15 protein-coding genes are annotated in these 26755 nt (G+C 66.8%); 6 read left to right on the top strand and 9 right to left on the bottom strand.

Annotated elements, in window-relative coordinates:
- The first annotated feature begins 9 nt into the window (after nt 1-9).
- From ACY34H_RS21680 to ACY34H_RS21665, 4 genes are all read left to right on the top strand, one after another.
- Nucleotides 10-1911: a glycoside hydrolase family 97 protein gene (locus tag ACY34H_RS21680; RefSeq protein WP_464979538.1), complete on the top strand. Its 1902-nt coding sequence runs from the start codon at nt 10-12 to the stop codon at nt 1909-1911.
- A gap of 139 nt (nt 1912-2050) precedes the next feature.
- Nucleotides 2051-3319: an oligosaccharide MFS transporter gene (locus tag ACY34H_RS21675; protein ID WP_464979537.1), complete on the top strand. Its 1269-nt coding sequence runs from the start codon at nt 2051-2053 to the stop codon at nt 3317-3319.
- Between the two features lie 16 nt (nt 3320-3335).
- Complete coding sequence (locus ACY34H_RS21670; protein ID WP_464979536.1) at nt 3336-4535, top strand: glycoside hydrolase family 88 protein; 1200 nt, start codon at nt 3336-3338, stop codon at nt 4533-4535.
- A gap of 7 nt (nt 4536-4542) precedes the next feature.
- On the top strand, nt 4543-5385 hold the full coding sequence (locus ACY34H_RS21665) for a hypothetical protein (protein WP_464979535.1): 843 nt from the start codon (nt 4543-4545) through the stop codon (nt 5383-5385).
- Between the two features lie 25 nt (nt 5386-5410).
- Here ACY34H_RS21665 and ACY34H_RS21660 read toward each other — a convergent pair whose 3' ends face one another.
- The 4 genes from ACY34H_RS21660 to ACY34H_RS21645 form a co-directional block, all read right to left on the bottom strand.
- Complete coding sequence (locus ACY34H_RS21660) at nt 5411-6460, bottom strand: LacI family DNA-binding transcriptional regulator (RefSeq protein WP_464979534.1); 1050 nt, start codon at nt 6458-6460, stop codon at nt 5411-5413.
- A gap of 232 nt (nt 6461-6692) precedes the next feature.
- Nucleotides 6693-9665, bottom strand: coding sequence for a TonB-dependent receptor (locus ACY34H_RS21655; RefSeq protein ID WP_464979533.1), 2973 nt, complete (start codon nt 9663-9665; stop codon nt 6693-6695).
- A 379-nt stretch (nt 9666-10044) separates the two neighbouring features.
- Nucleotides 10045-10638, bottom strand: a complete 594-nt coding sequence (locus ACY34H_RS21650; RefSeq protein ID WP_464979532.1) for an NF038129 family PEP-CTERM protein — start codon at nt 10636-10638, stop codon at nt 10045-10047.
- 9 nt (nt 10639-10647) lie between these two features.
- Nucleotides 10648-13716, bottom strand: a complete 3069-nt coding sequence (locus ACY34H_RS21645) for a putative Ig domain-containing protein (RefSeq protein ID WP_464979531.1) — start codon at nt 13714-13716, stop codon at nt 10648-10650.
- Nucleotides 13717-13809: 93 nt separating this feature from the next.
- Here ACY34H_RS21645 and ACY34H_RS21640 point away from each other — a divergent pair, with 93 nt between their 5' ends.
- Complete coding sequence (locus ACY34H_RS21640) at nt 13810-14127, top strand: hypothetical protein (protein WP_464979530.1); 318 nt, start codon at nt 13810-13812, stop codon at nt 14125-14127.
- A gap of 91 nt (nt 14128-14218) precedes the next feature.
- On the opposite strand, the gene ACY34H_RS21635 is transcribed toward ACY34H_RS21640, so the two are convergent.
- The 4 genes from ACY34H_RS21635 to ACY34H_RS21620 all read right to left on the bottom strand — a co-directional run bounded on the left by ACY34H_RS21635 (nt 14219) and on the right by ACY34H_RS21620 (nt 23391).
- Nucleotides 14219-17248, bottom strand: a complete 3030-nt coding sequence (locus ACY34H_RS21635) for a TonB-dependent receptor plug domain-containing protein (RefSeq protein WP_464979529.1) — start codon at nt 17246-17248, stop codon at nt 14219-14221.
- Between the two features lie 616 nt (nt 17249-17864).
- Complete coding sequence (locus ACY34H_RS21630) at nt 17865-18896, bottom strand: glucokinase (protein WP_464979528.1); 1032 nt, start codon at nt 18894-18896, stop codon at nt 17865-17867.
- A gap of 123 nt (nt 18897-19019) precedes the next feature.
- Nucleotides 19020-20291: a glycoside hydrolase family 6 protein gene (locus ACY34H_RS21625; protein WP_464979527.1), complete on the bottom strand. Its 1272-nt coding sequence runs from the start codon at nt 20289-20291 to the stop codon at nt 19020-19022.
- A gap of 76 nt (nt 20292-20367) precedes the next feature.
- A complete protein-coding gene (locus ACY34H_RS21620) occupies nt 20368-23391 on the bottom strand; it encodes a TonB-dependent receptor (RefSeq protein WP_464979526.1) in 3024 nt (1007 codons plus the stop codon).
- A 507-nt stretch (nt 23392-23898) separates the two neighbouring features.
- On the opposite strand from ACY34H_RS21620, the gene ACY34H_RS21615 reads away from it, so the two are divergent.
- Entirely contained in the window at nt 23899-26067 is a 2169-nt protein-coding gene (locus ACY34H_RS21615; protein WP_464979525.1) for a beta-glucosidase, read from the top strand.
- Between the two features lie 85 nt (nt 26068-26152).
- Here the strand turns inward: ACY34H_RS21615 and ACY34H_RS21610 are convergent, their stop codons facing one another.
- Nucleotides 26153-26755, bottom strand: coding sequence for an NF038129 family PEP-CTERM protein (locus ACY34H_RS21610; RefSeq protein ID WP_464979524.1), 603 nt, complete (start codon nt 26753-26755; stop codon nt 26153-26155).

Below are 26755 nucleotides of genomic sequence, written 5' to 3'. Positions count from 1 at the left end.
GAGACAAGGATGACGAAAAAATTCTGGACCGCGCTGGCGGCACTGCTGCTGCATGCGGCGCTGCACGCGCAAACCATCGTGCCGGGCAGCGAGGCCACGCTGGCATCGCCGGATCAGCGCCTGCAGCTGCGGGTCTACCAGAAAAGCCAGCCGGACGGCCGCCGCCAGCTGTTCTACCAGCTCAGCTACCGCGGCAAGGAAGTCATGCGCGAATCGCTGCTCGACCTGCAGCTCGATAACCACCTGACGGAAAGCGCGATGGCGCTGCCGGTGGACCGGCGCCGCGACTGGTTCGAGAACCTGGCGGTGACGAAGATCAGCACGGGCAGCCACGACAGCCGATGGAAGCCTGGCAACGGCGAACGCAGCGAGATCCGCGACCGCTACAACACGCTGACGGTGGACATGGTGAAGGACGACAATCCGATCTATCCGATGTCGCTGGAAGTGCGCGCCTATGACGAAGGCGTGGCGCTGCGCTACTTCTTCCCCGAGAACGTGAAGGGAACCTATTACAGGATCACGGGCGAGAACACCGAGTTCGCGCTGCCGGCCGGCACCAAAGCCTGGTTCCACGGCTGGGCGCAGGCACCCTACAGGCTGCTGCCGCTGAAGGACTGGCCCGACCAGTCCGAGCGCCCGCTGACGCTGCAACTGCCGAACGGGCTGCACGTCAGCCTGCTGGAAGCGCGGATGGTCGATTATTCGCGCACCAAGTTCAGGCTGAGCGCCACGAAGCCGGACACGATCGTGACGGCGATGCATGATCCGGCCGACCTGGTATCGCCGTTCGCCACGCCGTGGCGCGGCATCATGGTGGCGGAAACGCCGGGCAAGCTGGTGGAAAACAACCACTTCATCCTGAACCTGAACCCGCCGTCGAAGATCCGCGACGAAAGCTGGATCAAGCCCGGCAAGATCATGCGCGTGATGACGCAGACGACGAAGGATGCCAAAGAAAACATCGACTTCGCCGCGAAACACAGGCTGCAGTACATCCTGTTCGACTGGAAGTGGTACGGCCCGTCGTTCACGTTCGATTCCGATGCAACGAAGGTGGCGATCCCCGACTTCGACCTGCCGGAGATCATCCGCTACGGCAAGGAGCGCGGCATCGGCGTGTGGCTGTATGTCAACCAGCAGGCCCTGATGAAGCAGGGAGACACACTGTTCAGGACCTACCGCGACTGGGGCGTGAAAGGCGTGAAGTTTGGCTTCGTGCAGGTGGGCTCGCACCGCTGGACGACGTGGCTCGAGGAGTTGATCGGGAATGCGGCCGAGGCGCAGATCATGGTCAACGTGCACGACGACTGGCGCCCCACCGGCGAGCAGCGCACGTGGCCGAACCTGGTCACGGCCGAAGGCGTGCGCGGCAACGAGGAAATGCCGGACGCGACGCACAATACCGTGCTGCCGTTCACCCGCTACCTGGCCGGCACCGCCGACTACACGATCTGCTACTACGATCCCCGCATCAAGACCACCCACGCCCACCAGCTTGCCCTGGCGGCGATTTACTTCAGCCCCTTGCAGACGCTGTACTGGTACGACAAGCCGGCCATGTCGCGCGACGAGCCGGAGCTGGAATTCTGGGACCGCATCCCGACGACGTGGGACGATACCCGCGTGCTGCAGGGCGCACCCGGCGAATACGTCAGCATCGCGCGGCGCAGCGGCGACCAGTGGTTCGTCGGTACGATCACCGGCAACGACGCACGCAAGCTGAAGGTATCGCTGTCGTTCCTGCCGAAGGGTAAACAATACATCGCGCGCGTATATGGCGACGATCCGGCCGTGCCGACGGCCACGAAAGTCGGTATCCGCACGCTGACCGTGGATGCCGGCACCGTGCTCGACGCCGCGCTGCTGCCCTCTGGCGGCCAGGCGATCTGGCTGCGCCCGGCGCCCTGACCACTGATCCCCGGTGGTTGACCTCGGTCCACCGGCGGTTGACTTCGCGGCGGTTGACTTCGACCAGCCGCCGCTATATGTTATCGTTATCAGAGTGGCGCGGCAGTCGCCACCATCCATCGGCAGCACGGAGACAGGCATGACCAGCAAACAATCGCACTACCGCTTCCTCAGTACCTTCGTCTACGTGTACTTCTTCGCCCAGGCCATGAGCATCTCCCTGCTGGCGACCTGGCTGCGCACGGAGCTGAACCTGAACGGCACGGAAACCGGCATCGTGCTTGGCGCGAATTTCGTCGCCGCCATGATTTCGCAGCCCATCTACGGCTATGTCTCCGACCGGATCGGCATGCGCAAGCACATCCTGTTCACCGTCAGCATGCTGTGCTCGCTGTGCGGCCTGTTCCTGCTGTACGTCTACGCGCCGCTGCTGAAGACCAATATCTACCTGGGCGCCACGATGGGCGGCCTGTACCTCGGCATCACCTTCTATGCCGGCAGCTACGCGATCGAATCCTATGTCGACCGCGTGGGCCGCAAGTACGGCTTCGAATACAGCCGCGTCAGGCTGTGGGGTTCGCTGGGTTTCGCCAGCGCGGCCGCGTTCGCGGGCAAGATCTACAACATCGACCCGGGCATCAACTTCTTCCTGGCCTCGGCCTCCGGCGTCCTCATGCTGATCATGCTGCTGGCCTGGCGTACCCGCAGCGATGACGGCGACGTGGCCGCCACCGAGCGTGTCCACGTCAACGAAGCGCTGGCGCTGATGAAGGACCGGCATTTCTGGCGATTCATGGTGTTCATCCTCAGCGTGACCAACCTGTACCTGGTGTTCGACCAGCAGTTCCAGACCTATTTCCGCTCGCTGTTCCCGACGCCGGAAGAAGGCACCGCCATGTTCAGCTACCTGAACTCCGCGCAGATCTTCATCGAGGCAGGCGGCCTGTTCCTGGCGCCGCTGCTGGTCAGGCGCATCGGTGCAAAGAACGGCCTGCTGCTGGCCGGTTCCATCATGCTGTTCCGCATCGCCGGTTCCGGCCTGGCCGACGGGCCGCTCGCCATCTCCGCGCTGAAGATGCTGCATTCGGTCGAACTGCCGATCCTGGTGGTTTCCGTGTTCCGCTACATCGCCTGCCACTTCGACAACCGCCTTGCTTCCACCGTCTACATGGTGGGCTTCAGCTTCGGCCATTCGCTGGGCCTGGCCGTGCTGTCGCCGTTCGTCGGCATGAGCTACGACGCCATCGGCTTCCCGCACACCTACCTGGTGCTGGCCGCACTGGGACTGGCATTCCTGCTGCTTTCGGTCTGGGCACTGGAACCGACGCCACCCGAACACGGCAGGACCGGCAGCGCGGCGCTGCCATCCCGCCAGGACCCGCTGGCCACCGCACAGCGTTCCCGATAACACCAAGGAGTACTGCATGACCCCGAGCCTCAATCCGGCGCGCGCCGAACCGCTGCGCGTCCTGCCCCCACGCTGGAACGGCACGGCCGACCGCGCCCTGCTCGATGGCGCCATCGCCGCCACGCTGGCCGCCATCGACCGCAATCTCGAACACTTCGGCAGCGATGGCTTCCCGGCGCCGTCGACCACGAACGGCATCTACCCGGCGATCGGCAACGTCGAATGGACCAACGGCTTCTGGACCGGCATGCTGTGGCTCGCCCACGAGGTGACCGGCGCGGCGCGCTACCGCGACGCCGCCGAAGCGCATGTGCGCAGCTTCCACGCGCGCCAGGTGCAGCGCATCAACGTCAATCACCACGACCTGGGCTTTCTCTACAGCCTGTCCTGCGTGGCCGGCTTCAGGCTGACCGGCAGCGAACTGGCGGCCGAGGCGGCGATGGGCGCGGCGCGGCTGCTGATGGAACGCTGGCAGCCGCGTGCCGGCATCATCCAGGCCTGGGGCGACCTGAACGATCCCGAGCAGAGCGGCAGGATGATCATCGACTGCAACCTGAACCTGCCGCTGCTGTACTGGGCCAGCGCGCACAGCGGCGATCCGGCATTCCGCGAAGCGGCCGACCGGCATATCGCCGCGGCGGCACGCCATATCGTGCGCCCTGACGGTTCCACCTGTCACACCTTCTTCTTCGACGTGAACGACGGCTCGCCGCGCCATGGCAAGACGCACCAGGGCTTTGCCGACGATTCCTGCTGGGCGCGCGGCCAGGCCTGGGGCATCTCCGGCTTTCCCCTGGTGTACCGCCATAACGGCGACCCCGGACTGCTCGGGCTGTCGCAGGTGGTGGCGAACTACTTCCTGAACCGGCTGCCGGCGGATGGCATCTGCTACTGGGACCTGGTCTTCACGGAAGGCGCCGAGGAACGCGACAGCTCGGCGGCGGCGATCGCCGCCTGCGGCCTGCTGGAACTGGCGCGCAACCTGCCGCTGCTCGATCCGCTGCGGGCGCAGTACGAGCAAGCGGCGCTGGGCATGGTGCAGGAACTGTCGGCACATTACCTGGACCGCGATGCCGCGCCCGGCGGCGGGCTGCTCAAGCATGCGGTGTACCACAAGCCTCACCGGATCGGCATCGACGAAAGCTGCATCTGGGGCGACTACTTTTATTTCGAAGCCCTGGTGCGGCTCACGCGCACCTGGCAACCCTACTGGTAAGGAGCACATGGAACATCAATTACTTGCGGTCGACGAGGGCCGCCAGCGCCTGTCGCTGATCGATACGCGCGATCCCGGCGCCGGCTGGACGCTGTCGCTGGACGAACTGCCGCTGGCGCGCGACCTGCAGCGCCTGGGCCCGGACCGCGCGCTGATCGGCTACGACCGCGGCTTCTTCGAACTGGAGATCGGCACCGGCGCCGTCAGCAAGGTCTGCGACCGCTGGCGCGACGTCACCGCAGTGCGCCGCCTGCCCGACGGCAGCACGCTCGTTACCGGCACCAATCTGGATGGCACCGATGGCACCGACGACACGGATGGCACGCAGGGTAACGACGGCATCTTCGTCCTGACGCTGGACGGCGAGCTGCGCGAATCGGCACGCATCCGGCGCGACGGCGATTACGTGCGCCTGATGCGGCCGGTGCTGGACGGCTACCTGCTGTGCAGCAACGATCACATCCTGGAAACGGACCTGGCCCTGAACGAACGCCGGCGCCTGCAGGCACCGGGCTTCGAGCATGCGTGGATGGCGCAGCGCCAGCCGGACGGCACCACGCTGGTCTCGGCCGGCTATGGCGCCTTCATGGCGCGCTTCGACGTGCGCGGCGCGCTGATCGGCACGTTCGGGCGCAGCGGCGAAGTGGCGCCGGAAGTGTCGCCGTTCTTCTACGCCACGTTCCAGGTGCTGGCCGCTGGCCGCATCGTCGTCGCCAACTGGCAGGGACACGGGCCCGACAATGGCGGCAAGGGCCGCCAGTTGCTGGAATTCTCGCCTTCCGGCAAGCTGCTGGACAGCTGGTCCGATCCGGAAAAGATCTCCTCGCTGCAGGGCATCCTGGTCCTGTAGCCGTCGAAGCGGCGCGGCCCCGGAATTACTTCTGCCGCGCCGTCGATTCCCGCGTGATCAGGGTGTACGGCAGCAGCTTGTGCTGCGCCAGCGGCGCGTCGCCGTTGCGGCGGCGCCGGATCTGGTCGAGCAGCAGGTCCACCGCGGCCCGCGCCATGTCGCCGATGGGCTGGTGGATGGTGGTCAGTTCGGGCCACACCGCCGTGGCGACCGGCGTATCGTCGAAACCGCACACCGCCAGGTCTTCCGGCACCTGCAGGTGCAGCCCGTGCGCCACCGCCACCACGGCAGCCGCCATGTCGTCGTTGCTGGCGAATACCGCGGTTGGCCGGACACGTTGCGTCAGCAGCTGGCGCGCCGCCTCGAGACCGGAACGGTATGTGAACAGGCCGGGCGCCACGCGCTCGGCACGCACCGGCAAGCCCTGCTGGGCCATCGCATCGAGGTAGGCCTGGTAACGCAGCTGCGCCGGCGTGTGTTTCGGGTCGCCCTGGATGAAGGCGATGTCCTTGTGGCCGACGGAAAACAGGTAGCGCATCATCTCCAGTGCGCCCTGGTAGTCGTCGATGCGGACGGCGGACACGCCCGGCAGCGGACGGCCGGTGGCGATCGCCACGGTCGGCACGCCGATCTTGTCGAGCTGTTTCAGCGCCGCCTTGTTGTCGCACAGCGGCGGCGGCACGAGGATGCCGTCCGCGCCGGCCGCGATCAGGCGGTCGATGGCGGCGCGCTGGCTGCGCTGGTCGTCGCACTGCTCGAGGATCAGCTGGCCGCCGCGCTGGCTGCACTGGCCCATGGCGCCGACCAGGAACGCGCTCAGGTAGGCCGAGCTGGGGTTGCTGTACAGCAGCCCGACGCCCAGCGTGCCGATGCGCGCAGCGCGCGCCGCGGTATTGACCTGGTAGTTCAGCGATTCGATGGCCGCCACGACCTTCTCGCGCGTGGCGTCCGACACGTGCGCGTTACCGTTCAGCACGCGCGACACGGTCATCGCGGAAACGCCCGCCACTCCAGCCACGTCGTAGATGGTGGCGCCCGTGCCCTGCGCGCTGGTCTTTTTGCTTGCTGCTCCCATTGCCCCTTGCCGGGTGCGCGCATGTTCGTGCGACGCACCCTGTCCGTTTGTCCAGCTTCCCGTCCGTTGTTGTGCTCATGCCCGCAACGGCGCCGCAAGGCGCTGTTCCGGTATCGGTGTTATCAATAACGATAGTCTAGCAGGGAGTGTTCCGCTACAACAAACGGGCCGCGCGTGGCGGCCCGTGTTTAGTGATTCCGCGCGCAGCACACCGAAGTGTGCCGCGCCGGCATCACTGCCCGAACTTGTACCGCATGCTCAGGCTGAACGTGCGGCCGTTGGCATAGTGCTGCCGCTCCAGGCCGGTCTGGTAGGTGTCCGGCTCGCCGACGAAGCGGTTCAGTGCCTTGTCGAGGATGTTCGAGGCATTGAACGACAGGCTGACGTTCTCGGTCAGCTGGTAGTTCAGCGAACCGTCCAGGATGCCGAAGGCGTCGATGTAGCGCGCGTCGATCGGATTGGCCGAGGCGCCGAACAGGATCGACTCCGAACGCCACGAATACACGAGGCGGGCAGACAGCTTGGTGTCCTCGTAGATGCCGGTCAGGCTGTAACTGTGCTTCGACTGCATCGGCTGCGGCGTATCGACGATGCGCGGCGCCGCGGCGGAGCCGAAATTGACCGGGTTCGATGTCTTGACGTAGGTGTACGAGCCGGACATGCCGAAATGCTTCCAGATGCCGGGCGCCCGATCGAAGAAATACTGGCCGGCCAGTTCCAGCCCGCGCGCATAGCCCTTCTCGGAATTGACCGACTTGGTGATCTGGTACTGGCCGTTGCCGCAGCCGTTCGGCGCCGAGCCGCTGTAGGCCGGCGCCGTGGTAACCGTCTGGCATTCGACGATGCCGTTGAAGAAGCCGCTGATGTCCTTGTTGAAGATGCCGGCGGAGACGTAGTTGGTCTTGCTGAAGTAGCGCTCCAGCGACAGGTCGACGCTGTTGGCCAGTTGCGGGCGCAGGTCCGGGTTGCCGATCGAGCCGGTGCCGTTGGCGGTGTTGATCACCAGGCCGGGATTGAGCTGGTCGAGACCGGCGCGCGTCAAACCGCGGCCGTAGCCGAAGCGGGCCAGGAAGTCCGGCGTGATCGCATAGGTCGCGTTCAGCGACGGCAGCCAGTTGTTGTACGACGTCTCGCGCGTGGTTTCCGGATAGCTGACCGGGGTGGTCAGCGTATTGGCGCTGCGCGCGGTGGCGCGCCCTTCCGTGCGCACCACGCGCACGCCCAGGTTGCCGGTCAGCCTGTCGTCCAGCGCGGCGAACTCGCCCATCACATAGCCCGCCAGCGTGGTTTCGCGGATCACGCGGCGCGCCGCCTGGTCTTCCAGGTAGTCGTTGTCCTGGCGGATGCCCGCGTTCGGGAACAGGTCGGCCACCTGGCTGCCCGTCAGCCGGTCCGGCGCATACACCAGGAAGCCGCCGGCATAGCCGGCTTCGCCATCCATGAAGTTGGTCGGCGACTGCTCCACCTGGCCGATGGTGCCGGCGGAAATGCCGTTGCTGCGCGCCGCGTTCAGCGCCAGGCCGTTGCTGGTCAGCGGCCGGCCGCTGAAGGCGTAGCTCTTGTACAGGCTGTCCTTGCGGGCAAAGCGGGTGCCGGCCTTGATGCGGCGCAGGAAGCCCTCGCCCACCGTATACTCGCCGCTCAGGGCCGCGGCGTAGCCGTCGTCGTCCCACATCTGGTGCGTGCCGTTGTTGTAGTCGCGGTAGACGAAGTTGGCCGCGTCCGTCAGGCTCGGGCCGGAGAACGTCAGCTGGTGCGGCGCGCCGTCTGCCAGCCGGGTGGTCGCCCATTGCAGGCCTGCGGCGGAGTCGAGGTTGACGGAGCGGTTGTCCTGCGTCTGGTCGGCGCGGATGTAGCTGAGGTCCGCCTTCAGGAACAGGTCCGGCGTGACCTGCCATTCGGCGCCGCCGGCGGCGATCCACGTCTTGTACGGCCGCTCTTCGTCGCCGCCGATGGTGTTGACGGTGGAATTGAGGAAGGTGCCGCCCAGCACGCGCTGGCTGGCCAGCAAGGCGTTCTCGCCGCCGTTGATGTTGCGGTTGGCCAGCCCTTCGTCGAACGTGAACGGCGTGGCCTGCAGGTTCTGCACGTTGGCGCCGTCGACGGAATTGAGTCCGCGGTACTGCTGGTGATAGCGGTAGTACGTGTAGTTGAATTCGCCGTACACGCGCAAGGTATTGTCGTGCCGGTAGTCGGCCGCCAGGTTCAGGCCCTTGCGCTCGCGCTCGATGGTTTCCTGGAACACGTTGCTGGTCAGCGCCGGCGCCACCATCACGTTGCGGATCTGCTCGGGCGTCAGGCCGCGCAGGTCCGGCGTGTTCGGGCCGGTGCCGGCCGATACCGGCAGCGTGCCCAGGTTGGCGAGGTAGTTGACGTCGCCGCGGCCGACGTACTCGGCGCGCGGCAGGTTGGCGGCGTTGCCGGTGTTGGCCGCGGCCATCGCCGCGTACTCGGCGCTGTCGGCGCGGATGGCGCGCTTGTAGTTGGCGCCGCCGTTTGCCGGGTTGTTGTCGGAACGGCCGGTACTGCGCTGGTACACGCCCGCGGCCATCAGGCCGAGCCGGCGGCCGCCGGACAGATTCCAGCGGTTCGCCACCAGGCCGAACACCTCGGGATCGGTTTCCTTGGCCAGGTCGTTACGCCGTGCCGAGACGCCCAGCGACATTGTCGGCCCCTTGAAGTCGCTCGGGCTGCGCGTGCGCACGTTGACCAGGCCGCCGATGCCGCCCTCGATATGTTCGGCCGACGGGTTCTTGTAGACATCGATGCCGGCGATCATCGCGGGGATCGCGCCCTCGATGTTGTACTCCCGCCCGCCCGCGGTGAAGTACGAGCGGCCGTTGACCTGCGACGCGGTCTGGCCGGACAGGCCGCGGATCGTGACCCCGGAACCGGCGCCGACCGGCGATGCGCCCTCCCCGCCGTAACGATAACCCTGCACGCCCGGAATGCGCGTGAGCGTTTCGGCCACGTTCGGATCGGGCAGCTTGCCGATGTCTTCGGCCGTGATCGAATCGACGATTTCCGTCGCGTCTTTCTTCAGTGCGACCGAGGAACGGGCGCTGGCGCGGATGCCGGTGACGACCACCACTTCCGGTTCCTGCGCCAGTGCGCAAGGTGCTACCATCAATCCCTGGGCCACGGAGAGGGCCAGGATCGTGATTTTCGACGATGCGCCCGCGGATACGTTCGCAACTGCTTTCATTGCCTTCTTCATGCTTCTTGTCTCCAATGTATTGTTCTACTTGATCCATACCGCTGCCCCGATCGTCCGGGGTCCGGGACGCGCTGGCGGAAAAAAAATGCGCCCGCGGTATGGCGACATCGACGGCCAGGTGACAGGTTATCGATAACAGTGCCAGATTAGCACAAGCCGGGATGGCGGCAAGCACCATTTCAGATATCGATAACATTTTATGCCGGGGCGTGGCTCATTTGCTACACCCACGAGGGCCGGCGAAATCGCCGACGCTCGCCCGCGAGCGCTCCGTCATGGCGATACCGCAGTGCCGATCGTTCTTGCCGGCTGCCGTGCCGCGGCAGGGGCAAGCCGCCGATGCGGCGGCGCCCCCTGCCGGTGCGTGTCAGGCGCCGAGGCGGCGCCTGGTTGCCAGCAGCATGACGCCGAGGCCGGTCAGCAGCAGGAGGATGCTGTCCGGTTCGGGCACGGCGTTGACGCTGCTGAACGCATTGCCGGGCGTGACGGCGAACTGCTGGCCCGGCGCCGCGAACGGCCGCAGCTCGATGGTGCCCAGGTCGCCGTCGAGGCCGAGGTACTGCGTGTCGTCGAACAGTGCCCAGCTGAACGCCGAACCGATGTCGCCGGTGTCGAACGCAAAGCCGATGTCGAACGAGAACTTTCCGCCCAGCGCGATCTGCTGCACGAAGTCGCCGCCCCCATCCGCGTTGGTGAATACCAGGCTGTCGGCCAGCGAGCCCGTGACCGGGCCGCTGGCGGCACCGGCACCGGTGGTGGCGCCGGTGAACCCGCTCACGGTGGCGCTCGCAGGGGCGGCACCGCCAAGCGCCAGGAAGGACAGGCCCAGCCAGGCGTTGCCGGTGCCGAGCGAGGTGGTGTCGATGTCGACATGGTAGATCGGCCCCGCCGCCGACGGGCCTGCCGCGGCAAGCATCAGGACGGCCAGCACGGTGGCGAACAGTTTCTTGAAGTGATCCATGATGCCTCCTCAGTATTGCGCGGCGACGAGCCGCGGCGTGTACGAAATTGCCGTCCTGGCCGGGTTCGAGAACGTGGTGGTGACCGTCACCGACTGGCCCGGCGCGAGTGGCTGCGCGAGCGTGATGTATGGCACCCCATCCTTCAGGCCGGTGGCGTTGTCGAGACCGACGCCTTGCGCCAGGCCGTCGAGGCGCAGCTGCAGCGGCCCGTCCAGCACCGCACTGCCGGTGTTCGTCAGCGTGACCGTACCGGTGTACTTGCCGGTAAAGCGGTTGGCGGTCAGGCCGGAGCGCGCGATGGCGACGCTGCCGGTCACGTCGACGGGTGCCAGCAGGTCATGGCGCAGGCCGAAGAAATGCAGTTCGCCGTATGACGAGATGCCGGGATAGGCCGGATCCGTCGGCGGACCCGGGTTGTCGACCCTCACCATGAAGTAGCGGAAGCGCAGCTGCTCGGTGCCCGCCGCGGCCGGGATGATTTCCATCTCGAAGTTGCGGCCGCTCGTATCGGTCGTTTCGCGGCTGGACAGCAGCGTCCAGTTCACATTGTCGTTCGAGCCGTAGACATTGGCGCCCTGCGAGCGGTTGGCGAACATGTAGCGGGCCTGGATGCCGAACGCGTCGCTCGATACCCGGTAGCCGGCGCCGAAGTCGATAAAGATCGGCGCCCGCAGGTCGCCCGAGTACGTGTTGTAGTTGCCATCGACCAGCAAGGCCGGACGCTCGGCGCCGAAGCCCGTCGTGGTGACCATGTTGCGGCCCCAGTCGAGGCTCTGGTCCGACGCCAGGCGCGGGTTGAGCAGCTCCAGCTTCGCGGCGGCCGCCTGGACGGCCTTCAGCAATGCCGGGTACTCCGCATCCGTCGCCGTGGCAGCGGCCTGGCGCAAGGCGGCGATTTCCGTGGTGAACACGTTCATCGATGCCGTGGTGTAGACCGCGTCGGGGCGGTAGGCGGCCAGCGCGGCGTCGAACGCCGAGGCGCGGTCCGGCTGCACGTTCAGCTTCGCGATCATGGTGCCCACCGACACGCCATCCGTGGCGCCGATGACGAGATCGTGCGTACCGGCCTGCGCAGCGCCAGGCGTCCAGGTCAGGCGCCCCGTCGATGTGTCCAGCGCCGCGCCGGGCGGCAGGCTGATCGCTTCATACGTCAGCGTGTCGCCGGCATTGGCATCGGTGGCGGTGTAGGCCGCACTGAACGGCACGCCCTGCACGACGATCTCGGCCACCGGGAACACGGGCAGGCTGAAGCGCGGCGGCGTCAGCTGCGCCGGCGCGGCCATGTTGACGAAGTCCACGTCCACCGCCGCGCCGGCGGCACCGGCGAACTTGAAGAAGATGATGTTGTCGCCCAGCGTCTTGCCGGCGGTGGCGGCCGACGACGAATCCGGCACGATGTAGCGCCATTGCCCGCGCGTGTCGGGCACCGCGGTGACGGACCACGGCGGCGCGTCCCGGTCCGCGCTGGCCGACAGCGTCATCGGCGCGGTGGTGCGCACCATCAGGCCGACCGGCGCGTACCTGGACCGGTCGGCATACTGCACGTCGTGGAAGGCGACGGTGGCGCCATCGGGGGTCACGGCCGCATGGCCGAAGGTCCGGCCTTCGTCGCTCTGCGTGGTCCACTCCCCTGCCAGGTAGACGGCCTTGCGCTCGGTCTCGAGCATGCCGGTGCTGGCGGGCAGCGGCACCCCGGCCAGCGCCTCGGGCAAGGTCAGCAGCGCGGTCGGGCCCATGTCCTTGTTGGCCGGCGACGCCGTGCCCCAGGGGACCGCCGGGCCGTTGGCGTGGGCCGCGGCCGTGGCCAGGTAAGGCGCCACCGCGTCCACGTCGATCCCTTCCACGTAGCGGTAGGTATTGTAGATTTCGGCGATCGCGTCGACCTCGTAGAGCCGGCCCCGATAGGCCGTCGAGATCGTGGACGTGCCGCCGCTGGTATCGGCCCACGGCGTCTGGTGGCCCAGCATGTACTGGGCAAACGCATTCGCGCCCATCAGCAGCCGGTTCTCGCCGAAACGGTAGATGCTGACGGCGTCGCCGGAAGCCGACGGCTTGCCCGAGTATGGATCGACTTTCGTGCCCTGCGCATGCACCATGCGGAACAGCCCTGCCAGGATGTCGACATTGTCGCCGCCGTGCGCCTGGTCGCGCGACATTTCCTGGATCTGGTAGAAGGCCATGCCGTACTGGTTCAGCGGATCGTCGGCCTCGATGCGCGGCATCAGCGGCAGCACGGCGCCGTTGATCTCCTGGCGGCCCGACGAGGCGTTGACCGTCATCCACTCGACCGTCTCGTCGTAGCGTTCCCGGTTGTCGGTGAAGATCGCACCGGCCAGCCGGCCCACCAGCGAATAGTTATGCTGGTTCATGAAGCGCTCGTTACTGGAGAAGAAAGTGCGCGCCATCGGATCGATGAGGTTGTCCTTCAGCTTTTGCGTATCGGTCGCGGTCCACGCCAGCGGATAGGCCGTGTAGCTGGTGTCCGCCGTCGAGTAGCGCATGATTTCCGCCGCCAGCAGCATGCGGAACAGCGGAACGCCGGTGTGGATATGCGCGTCGGGATAGTAGGCATAGCCGTCGCGGTTCATGTTGCTCCACGTGCGCAGGATGCGCATCGCGTTGCGGCGATAGTCGTTCTGGCCCGTCACGTAGTACAGCAGCGCCTGGGTCAACGCCCCCTGCGAATCGTTGATGAGGCGAGTCTGGGCCGTGTTGCCGTTGAAGTTCGGCGTGTTCGGCGTATCGACCTTCGTTGCGTCGCGATTGGTCGGCTGCAGGTTGATGTTGGCGTAGCTGCAGCACACCGTCGCCAGCGCATTCCAGTAGCTCTTGTACGGCTCCACGTCTGCGCGGATCTGCTGGCGCGTGTAATCCAGCTGCGCCGGCGTGAAGCCCAGCGCGGGGTGCCTGAACCCGGCCGGGCTGACGACCGGCGCGACCGTCGGCGTGGCGACGTGGCTGACGGCGTACGCCCCGGGCGCGCCCAGCGCCAGCAATGCCCACGCCAGCGCGCATGCCAGCATGCCGTGCTGCCGCCGGCGCTGCCGCCGCGGTCCTGACTGCAGTTGAGTTTTCATGATGTCTCCATATCGTTATTGGATGCGGGTGAACATGCGTTCGCCCGTGTTTCCGGCAGCCGCCCGGGACCAGGGATCGCATGACGCGCTGTTTTGCTGCTGTCTCATGCGAGCGGCCGCCAGTTGCGCCGGCCGGGCTTCGGCGGCGTGCTGCCGGTTGTGCCGGGTCACTGCCGGGATGACAAGATATCGATAACAATTCTGGGCAAAAAAAATGGCCCGGACAGTATCCTTGCCTTTCGAGATACCCCACCGCCGATGGCCGCGCTGCCGGCCACCGACTTTCTGTTATCGATATCTGACGTGAATGTACCACCGTTCCGCGCGAAGGCATCACGCGGCCGGCGCACATCGCGGCATTTCGGGGAAACCGATGTTTTTATGTCACACGCTGATGTTACCGATAACTGAAATGGCCGTGCCGATAACGAAGCATGTATCGGGAGCAAGTAGCGGAGCGGCAAACAGGGCTGGCGTGCCCTGCCCTGTTTGCCGCAGCCGGTCAGAACGTCATGCGCACGCCTGCCCGGTAGGTGCGCCCGACCGCATCGTAGATGGCCGGATTGAGCGCCAGGCTGAGGTTCGTTTGCGGCACCAGCACCGGATCGCGGTCGGCCAGGTTGTCGACCTTGAAGTATGCGGTCACCTGCTTCGTCACGTTCCAGGTGCCGCCCAGGTCGAGGTAGACCGCGCCCGGCATGTGGTTGTCGTAGATGGTTGGGTGCGCGGCGGTCGGCAACGGGCAGTTGGTCCGGCATTCGATGTATTCGTTGTTGAATACACCGGAACTGATCCAGCGCTCGGTAAGCGTCAGGCCGAACACGCCGTCTTCCCACGACTGCGACAGCAGCGCCTTCCACTTGGGCGTGGCGCCCGTCATGTTGCCGGCCCCTTCGCTCGGCGTGGTGCCCGGCACGCCCGGATCGGACACCGAGTGGATCGTGCGCGTCGCCAGGCCGCGTAGCGTGACGGCGCCGGGCAGGCCCCAGTCGGCCAGGCTCCTGCGCCACGCCCCCTCGATATCCACGCCGCGGGTGTGCAGCGAGGCGAAGTTGAAGCTCTGCGCCAGCACGTAGTTGGTACCCGCCGGTCCGTCGATCGACACGGCGGCGCACACTTCCTGGTAGCCGGCGTAGCACAGGTCGACCTCCTGCTGCGGGTTCAGGGAGCTGATCACGTTCTTCACCTTGATGTCGTAGAAGTCGACCGACAGGTTGACGTTGCGCGCCCACGACGGCTGGCTCAGCACCACGCCGAACGAGTTGTTGCGCGCATTCTCCGGCTTCAGGTTCGGGTTGCCGACATTGCGCTGCTGGACCTGGACGGACGAGCCCTGCGAGTTGTTGACGGCCTGGTTGGTGACCGTCATCGCGGCATACAGTTCGGAGAGGTTCGGCGCGCGCACGTCCTTCGAGCTGACCGCGCGCAGCCGCAGGCCGTCGACGGGCGTCTTCCACGTGGCGCCGATCTTCCACGCCCTGGCGTGGCCGGCGGTACTGTATTTTTCCTCGCGGTCGGCGATGTTCAGGTTGGCCTCGCCCAGCGTGGCCGACTTCAGGAACGGGATATTGAATTCGACATAGGCTTCCTTCACGTTGAAACTGCCTTCGCCGTTGTGGTAATTGCCGGCGAACCAGTTGTCGCCCGTAACCGACAACGTCGGGTCGAGCGGCCAGGCCGCGCTGTAAGGCGACTCGTCGCTGACGCCGGCACCATAGGGGTCGCCCGCCACCGCGTATTTCTCGCGGCGGTATTCGGCGCCGAACGCCATCGACACGGGGCCGGCCCAGCCTTCCCACACTTCGCCGCTGACATTGACGCTGGCCACGTTCTGGCTGGAATCCGTATGCTGCCGCGGCCCGTTGCGCGGGGCGATGTAGTTCCAGCCCGCCGGGTCGATCGGCACGTCGCCGAAGATGTTGACCGGCTGGCAGCCGGCCGCGCGGGCCTCGGCGCTGCGGCAGACGATGGCGCCGCTGGCCGGGTCGCGCACCGCGTCGATGGCGAAGTTGTAGCGCCGGTTCAGCGTGATGTCGCGCACGTGGATGACCGTCGTGTTCTCGCCGTGCTCGGCGTAGGCGTCGTACGCCCAGTCCTTGCCGAACAGCGCGAACTTGCCGTTCGCACCGGCCACGAAGCGGCGCTGGGTGCGTGTCGGGTGCACGTTGATGTTGGCCGGGAACTGGGCGTTCGCGGTGCCGACGGACATGACGCCGGTCGGGTAGCCGGAGACGCAACCGGCGGCGACCGAGGCCGGCAGGAAGGCATTGTCGCAGCGGATCGACAGGTTGCCCTGCTTGGCCGCGCCCGGATTCGGCGAGAACTGCGACTTGACCTGCGCCCAGTTGGCCGTGACGTAGATCTCGTTGTCGGCATCGAGGTTCCACGACACGCGGCTATAGGCCACCTGGCGCTTGAAGTTCATCGCCAGGTTGGTGCCGGCGCCCACGCTGCCCGAACGGTCGCCGCCGATGCAGAAGTTGCCGACGCAATCGGTGCCGTACTCGAACGGGTACGGCGTGCCGCCGGGGCCGAACGCCGTGCCGCGCAGCGGGCCGTTCGTGATCAGGCCATATTTCGCGTACTGGATGTGCTGGGCATGCACGATGCTCCGGTAGCGCGGATGGCCGGCGGCCTGCATTTCCCTGGTCGACTCCTGCAGCGCGGGATTGTTGTACCAGTTGCGCCCGTTCGCGCCCACTTCGCCGAAGCCGGGCGAATCGATGCCGTTCTGTTTCGTGAATTCGCCGCTGACGGTCACGTGCAGCCGGTCGTCGAGGAAGCCCTTGCCCCATGCGGCCTGCAGGGTACCGCTCTTGTCGTCGTCGTACTTCGTCATGCCGCCCGAGAGATTGGTCTTGAAGCCGGCGAACTTCTTGTCGGTGATGAAGTTGACCACGCCGCCGATCGCGTCCGAGCCGTAGGACGCCGACGCGCCGCCGGTCACCACGTCGACGCGCTTGACCAGCAGTTGCGGGAACTGGCTGACGTCGGTCACGCCGGTGACGTTGGCGCCGACCACGCGCTGGCCGTCCAGCAGCGTCAGCGTGCGGATCGTGCCCAGGCCGCGCAGCGACAGCGACGACAGGCCCTGGATGCCGCTCGAGGTGCTGAACGTGTTGGTGGTGCGGCCCGTGCTGCCCTGCAGGGCCGGCAGTTCCACCAGCGTCTCGAACAGGTTCGGCTTGGCCGCCTTTTCGAGGTCGGCCGATGTCAGTGTCGTGGTGGGAATCGGCTGACTGAAGCCGCGCGCCGCGATGCGCGAACCCGACACGATCACGGTGTTCGAGGGGCCGGCGGGCTCGGGTGCCGCCGCGCTTGCGGACGGCGTGGCCGCCGGCGCCTGGCCCGGCATTGCCTGGGCCTGCCCGCCGTCGTCCGGCTTGATTTCGTCCGGCCTGGTTTCGTCCGGCCTGGTTTCGTCCGACCGTGCGCCCGCCTGCCCGTCCTGCGCATGGGCTGGCAGTGCCAGCACGCCGCAAGCGGCGGCCACGGCAAGATTGATCAGGGTGCGTTGGAATGGTGAATGCATAGTGTCTCCGTCTCTGGTGAATGGCGCCGTCTGAGCGGTTGGCCGTTATGCCGCGGCTGGTCTGTCCATCGGCGCGCCGCGGCTCCAGGGAGTCGTGGCGCAGCCATGGCATACCAGCCGCGGGTGCTGCTGCCGGCCATCAGCTACCGATGGCCGGCTCCTGCAAGATCACAAGTGCCGTCCGCGTCCACGGCGGCGCGGACAGCCGCGCCGGGAGCGGGCACGGCGGAAGAACGCGGAAAATGAAGACGAAGCGGGCCGGCGCGCGATGGCGCGGCCCGGCACGGGAGGCGTGGCCGGAGCGGCCGGTCGTGGGATAGTGCATGGCGGTACCCTCTGGCTGGTGGGCCGGTACCCGATGACATGTGAATTCTGGTGGACAGCGCTCTGCGGCGCGTTGGGCGCCCTTCCAGCGCCATGCGGGCGCGGAAGTGCGAAACCAATGTACGACAGCGACTACCGGTTAATCAATCACTTTTATGTTGGAATCGATACCACAATCGGTATCAGCCGGGTCTTCGCAGAGTGGCAGCGCGGTTGCGCGACCGGATCGGCACGAGGCACGCTCCGTGGAATTGTCGGGGAAAAGCAACGCCGCCCCGCCGGACCGCCGGGCCTACCGTCCGGCGAGGCGCTCCGCGAGGATTGCGGACACGCCGATGAACGCCGGATAGTCGGCCGTGATCACATACGTGGGGATCGCGCCGAGGTAGCCGTCGAAACGGCCCTTCTTTTCAAAGCGCGCGCGGAACGACGAGCGGTCGAAGCGTTCCCCCAGCTTCGGCACGATGCCGCCGCCGATATAGATACCGCCGCGCGCCCCCAGCGTGACGGCCAGGTTGCCGGCCACCGTGCCGAGCATGCCGCAGAACGCTTCGATGGTCTCGTCGCACAGCAGGCAGGTGCCGCGCAGCGCGCGCTCCGTCACCTCGGCGGCGGACAGCGCTTCGGCGGGCACCCCGCGCAGGTCCGCCAGGGCGCGGTAGACCAGCTCGATGCCGGTACCGGAAATCAGCCTTTCGGCCGACACGTGGCCGTATTCGCGCCTGGCGAAGCGAAAGATCTCGACCTCCGTTTCGTTGACGGGCGAGAAGCTCACGTGGCCGCCTTCGGATTGCAGCGCCGTCCAGCCGGCGGCCGTGGGAATCAGGCCCGACACCCCCAGGCCGGTACCGGCGCCGATCACGCCCAGCGGGGAATCCGCCACGGCGAGGCGGCCGCCGAGCTGCCGCTTGCGCTCGCCCAGAAAGGGCAGCGCGCGTGCCAGGGCAGTGAAATCGTTGACCACCACCAGCACCTCGAAGCCGCATTCGTCGCGCAGTTGCGCGATGGAAAACTGCCAGTGATGATTCGTCATCCGCACGAAATCGCCGGAGACCGGGTTGGCAATGGCGATCGCGCCATGCCGCACCGCCGGCGCGGCGGCGGCCACATCGGCGTGTGCCAGGTAGGCGCGCAGCGCCGCCGCCAGCGTCGGGTACGCCCGGCATGGCAGGACGTGCACATGGCTTGCCGCTCCCGGCGCCAGTTCCAGCGCGAAGCGGGCATTGGTGCCGCCGATGTCCGCCAGCAGGCGCGGACCGCCGGCAAAAGCGGCGAGGTGGTCGTTCGGGGCGGATGGGTCGATCGTGTGCAGCGGCATGGTCATCAGCTCGTCAGGCAGGCCGGGACGCACCCGGCCTTGATATGGAAGGAAACCCCTTGCGGGGGAAATCGCGGCGCGGCGGCGCATGCACCAGGCATGGCGCCGCCACGGGCTCACGACGCCGGATCAGTACCCGTGAATCATCTTGTAGGCCATCTCGGGAAGGAAGGTGCCGGCCGCTGCCGCGCAACCGTCCGCTTCACCGGGGGCCTTGACCCACAGCGTCATGGCCGGCTGGCTGCCCACCGCGTTCACGCGCGGCGGCACGCCGATCTTGCGGCCGGCCGGATCGCACCATTCCTTGCCGTCCGGCCCCGCGCCGTTGCGGCTGGTATCGACGACGAACGGCTTGCCCCAGCCGGTGCGCTGCTGCAGCGCGCTGCTCACGGCGATCCCGTATGGATTGCTTTCGCCGTCGGTACGGTAGTTCGACACGTTCAGCGCGAAACCCTCGGCGCTGGCGATGCCCGCATCGGCCAGACGGGCGGCCGCCTCGGCCGGCTCCAGCCAGTCGCTGTTGCCGATGTCGATGTACAGCGACGCACGTGGCGCCCGCTCGTTGAACTGCGCCACGGCATGGCGCAACAGTTGCAGGCGCGTGGCCTTGCCCGCGGCATCCAGGCAGTCGAGCTGCGGCAGCGCATCCGGTTCCAGTACCACCACCGCCTCGCGCGTGCCGATCGCATTGGCGAACGCGCCGATCCAGTCCCGGTAGGCGGCCGCCGATCCGGCGCCGCCGGCGCTGTGCTGGCCGCAATCGCGTGCCGGGATGTTGTAGGCGACCAGCACCGGCACGCGCCCCGCCGCCGCCGCCGCGGCGACGTAGCCGCCCACCGCGCTGCCGATGTCGCCGCTCCAGCCGCCGAACCACCGCGCGGCCGGCTGGCTGGCGATGCGCGGGCCGATCTCGGCGGCGCGGCCATCGCCCGGATTGTCGCGCACCCAGCGCGCCGCGGCCGACTGCGGGTCGCTGTACAGGTTCGGGTTGGGCGCCTGGACCACGCAATTGACGCCCGCTACCGTGATTTTCCCCGGCACCGGGCGGGCCCCGGAATACGACAGCGGCATGCCGAAGCTCACGCTGGCGCCCGGCGCAATCGTCGCCTGGCTGCCGTTACCGGTACCGGTCACCCGGCCACCGCTGACGGCGACCTGGGCGCCCCACGGCGCGTTGGCCAGCCCGACCGGGCTGCCGTAGTCCCAGCTGACGTTCCAGCCGCTGACGGTCGTCCTGCCGGTGTTGGCGACGACGATGTCGACGACGAAGCCATTGGCCCAGTCGTCGCGCGTGGCATAGGTTGCGGCGCAGGTCGGCGCCGCGCTGGCGGCACCGCTGGCAAGCAGTACCAGCGCGGCCAGTGCCGGGCGCAGCATGGTGTGCATCGGGATAATCCTCATGGTGTCCTCTTCTAATAAGGTACTGCGTCTCCATTCAGGCCGGCCGGGCGGCCGGCCTGTCGTGCAACACCCTGGCTCAGAAGTCGTAACGCAGCTGCGCCGTGTAGCGCGGCCCCGTCTTGAACCAGGTGTGGTTCATGTTGCCGATGTGTTGGTCCATCGTCTGGCGGAACTTCACGTCGGTCAGGTTCTGCGCCTCCAGGCCGATCGACAGCTTTTCCGTCAGCTTGTAGAAGATCGAGGCGTCGATCTGGCCATACGCCTCGGCCCACAGCGGCAGGCCCCAGGCCAGGTTCTCGGCGCCGTAGGTCGGGCTGGCCGGATTGGTGTCCTTGCCGTCGGTGCCGCGTGCGCCCCAGGCATTGACCGACTGCAGGTTGCGCGAGCGCCAGTTGTAGGCCACGCGCGCCGAGACCGGGCCGCGGTCGTACATCAGCGACAGGTTGGCGCTCTGGCGCGACAGGCCCTGCAGCGGCAGGTTGCCGAACACGCGGCCATCGGTATCGCAGCCGTTGATGTTCAGGTTCAGGTTGGCGGCACCGTCGGCGCTGCCGCTGCAGTACTCGGAATACACCGGGTTGTACAGGTCGCGCGCGCTGTCGACGAAGGTGAAGCTGGCCTGCACGCCGATGCCCTTCAGCCAGTCCGGCACATTGTCGTAGTACTGCTGGTAGGCCAGTTCAAAGCCGCGCGCATGCCCTTTCGCGCCGTTCACCGGCGACGTGGTGGCGAAGCTGTGCAGCGCGCCCGCCGAATCCGGCAGTTCGACGCTGACCATCTGGTCGACGACGATGTCCTTCAGGCGCTTGTTGAACAGCGCCACCGTGAAGGAGCCGCCCGGCGCGAAATACCACTCGGCGGTCACGTCCAGCTGGGTCGACATGGTCGGTTTCAGCATCGGGTTGCCGGAGGCTTCGCCGCTCAGGCTGACGCTGTCGATATTGACGGCGCCGGTGGCGGGATTGACGCTGCTGTTGACCTGCTGCGACAGCCGGTTATAGGCCTGCAGCCGGCCGAAATCCGGTCGCGACATCGCTTTCGCCAGCGCCAGGCGGAACTGCCAGCCGCCCGTACCCTTCAGGCGCAGGTTCAGGCTCGGCAGCACGTTGCTGTACGAATGTTCGAAATCGGCCTGCTGCGCGAACGCCTTGATGTCCGGGACCGGCACGCCGGTCACGGCGGCGCCCGGCGGAATCGACACCACGCTTGGCGTGAACACGGTGTAGCCGGCCGCGCGCATGTCGGTCTTCACGTAGCGCACGCCGATATTGCCGTCGACCGGATACTTCAGGTCGTCGAAGCCGAAGCGCAGCTGGGTGTAGAACGCCTTGGTCTTCTCGGCGACGTCGTTGATTTCGGCCGGATCGGTGCCGAAGGTGGCACGCTTCCACGGCTCGCAGGTGCCCCAGCCCTGCGCCGCGGCCTGCTGCTCGCACAGGATGGTGTGGTAGCTGTGCAGCGTGGCGTAGCTGTCGGGATAGCCGCGCGCCAGGCTGTCGCTCGGGAAGACCGCCGCCGGCACCGAAGCATCGCCGTTGAAGAAATTGTCGAACGGGTGCACGCGCACTTCGTTATTGAAGCGCGGGTCGCCCAGGTAGGCCAGCGTGGGGATGTTCCAGCCCAGCATGTAGGGCTGCGTGATGGCCTGCCAGTTGTAGCTGGGGTTGGAATTCTGTGTCGTCGACCTGCGGTCGGTGAAGCGCACGCCGAAGCGCACGTCGCGCAGCACCTTGTGGTCGAAGTTGTACTGCACGTCCGTCTTCCACACGTCGTTGCTGGCCGTCGAGCGGTCCAGGTGCTCCATCGTGTAGGCCCAGTAGTAATTGTTCGGGTCCGCGATGGCGGCGCGGTCGGCGTCGTCGAACACCAGCGTTGGCAGCTTGGTCGTCAGGTCGACGCCCTGCTTCTGCAGCAGCATGCCGGTGGCGACGTCGGAGTCGAGCGAACCGGTCCTGGCGCGGATACGCTGCAGGTCGTTGCGGATGGTCCAGTCCGGGTTGACGCGCCACTGCACGTTCCAGGCGATATCGGTGGTCGACGAATTGCGGCTGGACACGCGGCGATCCGGATTCAGGTTGATGCCGCCGTGTTCCGGGTCCGACAGCGTGCCGGACAGCAGCGCGCCATTCGCATCGTAGACGCCGTCGGCCACCTGGATCGCGTACGGCGTGGTGTGCTTCATCAGCATCGCCTGCTCGCTCCAGCTGTTCTCGTAGCTGGACTTGAAGTACGTCAGCGAGGTGGACAGGTCGCGGTTCGGCCGCCACTGGGCCGCGGCGTACTGGCCCTTGCGCTCGCGCTCGAACTCCATGGTGCGCCACGTAACGCCGGTCGGCACCCACACGGTGCGGCCGGGCACCAGGTCGTCGCGCCGGTAGTACGGCTCGATCTGGAAATTGTCGGTGCGGGTGTCGCTCTGCGACCTGGCGACATCGACCAGCAGGCCGAACTCGCCGAAGCGGGTCTTCCAGCGGTCCGACAGCAGCAGCGACGTCGATGGCGTCGGCTTGCCCTCGCGCAGCGTCGAGTACGACATCTGCCCCGAGACCGATCCCTTGAAGCCCTTGAAGTCGAACGGCATCGCCGTGCGCAGGTTGACCAGGCCACTGATCGCGCCTTCGATCTGTTCGGCGGACGGATTCTTGTACACGTCGACGCCGGCCATCAGTTCGGGCGGCACGTCCTCGAAGCTGAGCGAACGGGCGCCGTTGGCGGAGAACGAGTCGCGGCCGTTCAGTTCGGAGCGCACGTAGTTCAGGCCGCGGATCGCCACGCCCGACCCTTCCACCGCGTAGTGCTGCGGGTCGCCGGCCATGCTGCGGTCGATCGTCACGCCGACGACGCGCTGCAGCACCTCCGTTACCGAGCGGTCCGGCAGCTTGCCGATGTCTTCGGCATTGATCGAGTCGACGACTTCGTCGGCATCCTGCTTGATTTTCTGGGCCGACTGCAGCGCGGCGCGCTGGCCCGACACCACCACGACACTGGCATTCGCGGCGGGCGCCGCAGCCTCGGTCGATTGCGCCAGGGCGGCGCCGCCCGACAGGAGGGCGATATGGGACACGGCGATAGCGATCGCCGTCTTCTTGCAGTGCTTCATTCTGTCTCCGATGCAGATCAAACTTTGGTTGGGTCGATGCCTGCTCTTGTTGGCGTCGCGAACGGGCCGCGCGCCGCAGGTCGTTGAAATCGTTTTCACAACTCGACAAATAAAACCCGAAGGCAAGTTCGGGTGTCGAGATGCATTGGGTCAGTACGGTGGGATTTTCACCAACCCAATTATGAAAACGAATTCAGGAGGCGAAAGTTACCGGCTACCATGAAGTTCCGTCAACAGATTTGTTTAGTGGAAATCACTAAACGTAGTAAAAATACGAATTTTTCAAAAATATCAGGTTGCCTGCTACGGGACACTTGACTTTCCGCCTGGCGGTCAGGAAGATGCGCTGAAATCGATTTCACGTGCGCTATTGACGTGCTTTTTTGCGTATTCGAGCAGGAACGTGCGCGCGCGCTTGCAGGCAGTCCGGCCAGGCCGGCTTGAATAATTAACAGAGAGAAATGGATGAGACAGATCAGCAGGACTTTTAGGCAAGGCGCCTTTGCAATGACCCTTATCGCGTCCGCTGTGCAGGCGATGGCGGCCGACACTGCCCCCGGCAAGGATGATCCGGACGCGCGCGCCCGCGCTGCCGTCGCCGCGATGACGCTGGATGAAAAAATCCAGACCGTGTTCGGCTATTTCTCCACCGACTTCAAAGGCACCGCGAAGCCCAAGGAAGGGGTGCCGTTCACCGCCGGCTTCATCCCCGGCGTGGAGCGCCTGGGCATTCCGCATCAGCAGCTGACCGATGCCGGGACCGGCGTGGCGTCGCAACCGAATCCGTCGCCGCGCCAGCGCACCGCCCTGCCGGCCGGCATCGCCACGGCGGCCAGCTGGAATCCGGCACTCAGCTACGCCGGCGGCGCCATGATCGGCAAGGAAGCGCGCCTGTCCGGCCATAACGTAATGCTGGCCGGCGGCATCAACCTGCAGCGAGAGCCGCGCAACGGCCGCAATTTCGAGTATGCGGGCGAAGACCCCCTGCTGAGCGGCATCATCGGCGGCGAGCAGATCCGCGGTATCCAGTCCAACCACGTGGTGGCCACCGTCAAGCACTTCGCCTACAACGACCAGGAAACCGGCCGCTTCAAGGTCAACGTCAAGATCGGCGACGCGGCCGGCCGCATGTCCGACCTGCTGGCGTTCCAGATCGCCATCGAGCGTGGCAACCCGGGTTCCGTCATGTGCGCCTACAACCTGGTCAACGGCGCCTATGCCTGCGAGAACGACTACCTGCTCAACAAGGTGCTCAAGCGCGACTGGGGCTACAAGGGCTACGTGATGTCCGACTGGGGCGCCGTGCATTCGACGATCCCGGCCGCGCTGTCCGGCCTGGACCAGCAGTCCGGCTGGCCGTTCGACCAGTCGCCCTACTTCAACGGCGCGCTGAAGGAAGCGGTGGAGAACGGCCACGTGCCGCAGGCCCGGCTCGACGACATGGTGCAGCGCATCCTGCGCGCCCTGTACGCCAACGGCGCGATGGAGCACCCGGTACGGGTCGAACCGGAGAAGATCGATTTCGCCGCCAGCGCGCAGGTTTCCCAGCAGGTCGCCGAGGAAGGCATCGTGCTGCTGAAGAACCGCAACGGCGTACTGCCGCTGGCCGGCACGGAGCGCACCATCGCCATCATCGGCGGCCATGCCGACGTGGGCGTGCTGTCGGGCGGCGGTTCCTCGCAGGTGTACCCGATCGGCGGCTCGCCGGTGCCGAACGAAGGTCCGAAGACGTTCCCCGGCCCGATCGTCTACCTGCCCTCCTCGCCGATGCAGGCGCTGGCCCAGCGCCTGCAGGCGAAGATCGTCTACCACGACGGCAAGGATGCGGCGGCCGCGGCCAAAGTGGCGGCGGCCAGCGACCTGGCCCTGGTCTTCGCCACGCAGTGGACCGCCGAGAGCATCGACCAGCCCGACCTGTCCCTGCCGAACGGCCAGGACGCGGTGATCGCCGCCGTGGCGGCCGCCGGCAAGCGCACCGTGGTGGTCCTGCAAACCGGTTCGCCGGTGACCATGCCATGGCTGGACAATGTCGACGCGGTGGTGCAGGCCTGGTACCCGGGCAGCCGCGGCGGCGAGGCGATCGCCCGCGTGCTGACCGGTGAAGTGGATGCGTCCGGCCGCCTGCCGGCCACCTTCCCGATGTCGGCCGAGCAGTTGCCGCGCCCGGTGGTGGACGGTACCGGCCTGCCGGAAGGAACGCGTTTCTCGACCGACTACGACATCGAAGGCGCGGCGGTGGGCTACAAGTGGTTCGACAAGAAAGGCCACAAGCCGCTGTTTGCGTTCGGCCACGGCCTGTCGTACACCGCGTTCAAGTACACCGGCCTGGCGGCGGCGGCAAAGGATGGCGCGATCGGCGTGTCGTTCAGCGTGACCAATACCGGCAAGCGCGCCGGCAAGGCGGTGCCGCAGGTCTATGTCAGCAAGGCCGGCGCCGGCTGGGAGGCGCCGAAGCGCCTGGGCGGCTGGGACAAGCTGGCGCTGCGGGCCGGCGAAAGCCGCAGCAGCAGTGTCGCCATCGATCCGCGCACGCTGGCCGTGTTCGACAGCGCCAGCGGCAAGTGGAAGATCGCCGCCGGCGAGTACACGGTGATCCTGGCCGAAGCGGCCGACGCGCCGCTGGCGACCGTCAAGGTGCGCCTGCCGGCGCGCGAGTTCGCGGCCGGCGGCCGCTGAAGCGGCGGCTGTCAAGCGCCCGGTGACGTGAACACGGCGCGGGTTCCGCTCGCGCCGCGCCCGCTTTTGCCGGACGCTGTTTCCATCAGCCGCGGGCCTGGCGGCCGTGCCGGACGCCGATCATGAGCATTGCCAGGCCCGTCATGAACAGCAGCGGGCCGGCCGGCTCCGGTATCGCGTTGACCTGCGCGAAATCGCCGGCCACCGACAGGCTGTCCGGCGCGCCGGGCAGCAGGTCGAACACGATGAAGTTGCCGACGGTGCCCGCCACGTAGTCATCCATGGCGGCGTTGATCAGCGACACGGTAAAGCTGGAACCGATATCGCCCACGTCGCCCATGTCGAAGCTGATGTCGAACGCCAGGTCGCCGCCAAAGTTCACTCCCTGCAGCCACTCCGTATCGCTCGATCCGTTGCCGAATACCAGCGACGATCCGATATCGCCGCTGACATCGCCGGCCGATACCGGATCCCCGCCAGGATCCCCGCTGAAATTGCCGAGAACAGCCGTGGCCGGCGCGGCGCCGGACAGTGCGCCGAAGGCGAGGCCGAGATATCCGCTGCCCTGGAATCGACTGGTGTCGATCGACACATGGTAGATCGGTCCGGCCAGCGCGGTGCCGCAGGCGCCGCTAAAGCCGATTGCCAGCACGAGAGCTGCCCACCATGTCCTGAAGTTCGTGGTCAT

It is taken from the genome of Pseudoduganella sp. jia 9 (assembly GCF_055502615.1).
The sequence above is the reverse complement of the archived record's forward strand: the minus strand, read 5'-3'. Positions and strand labels throughout refer to the sequence as shown.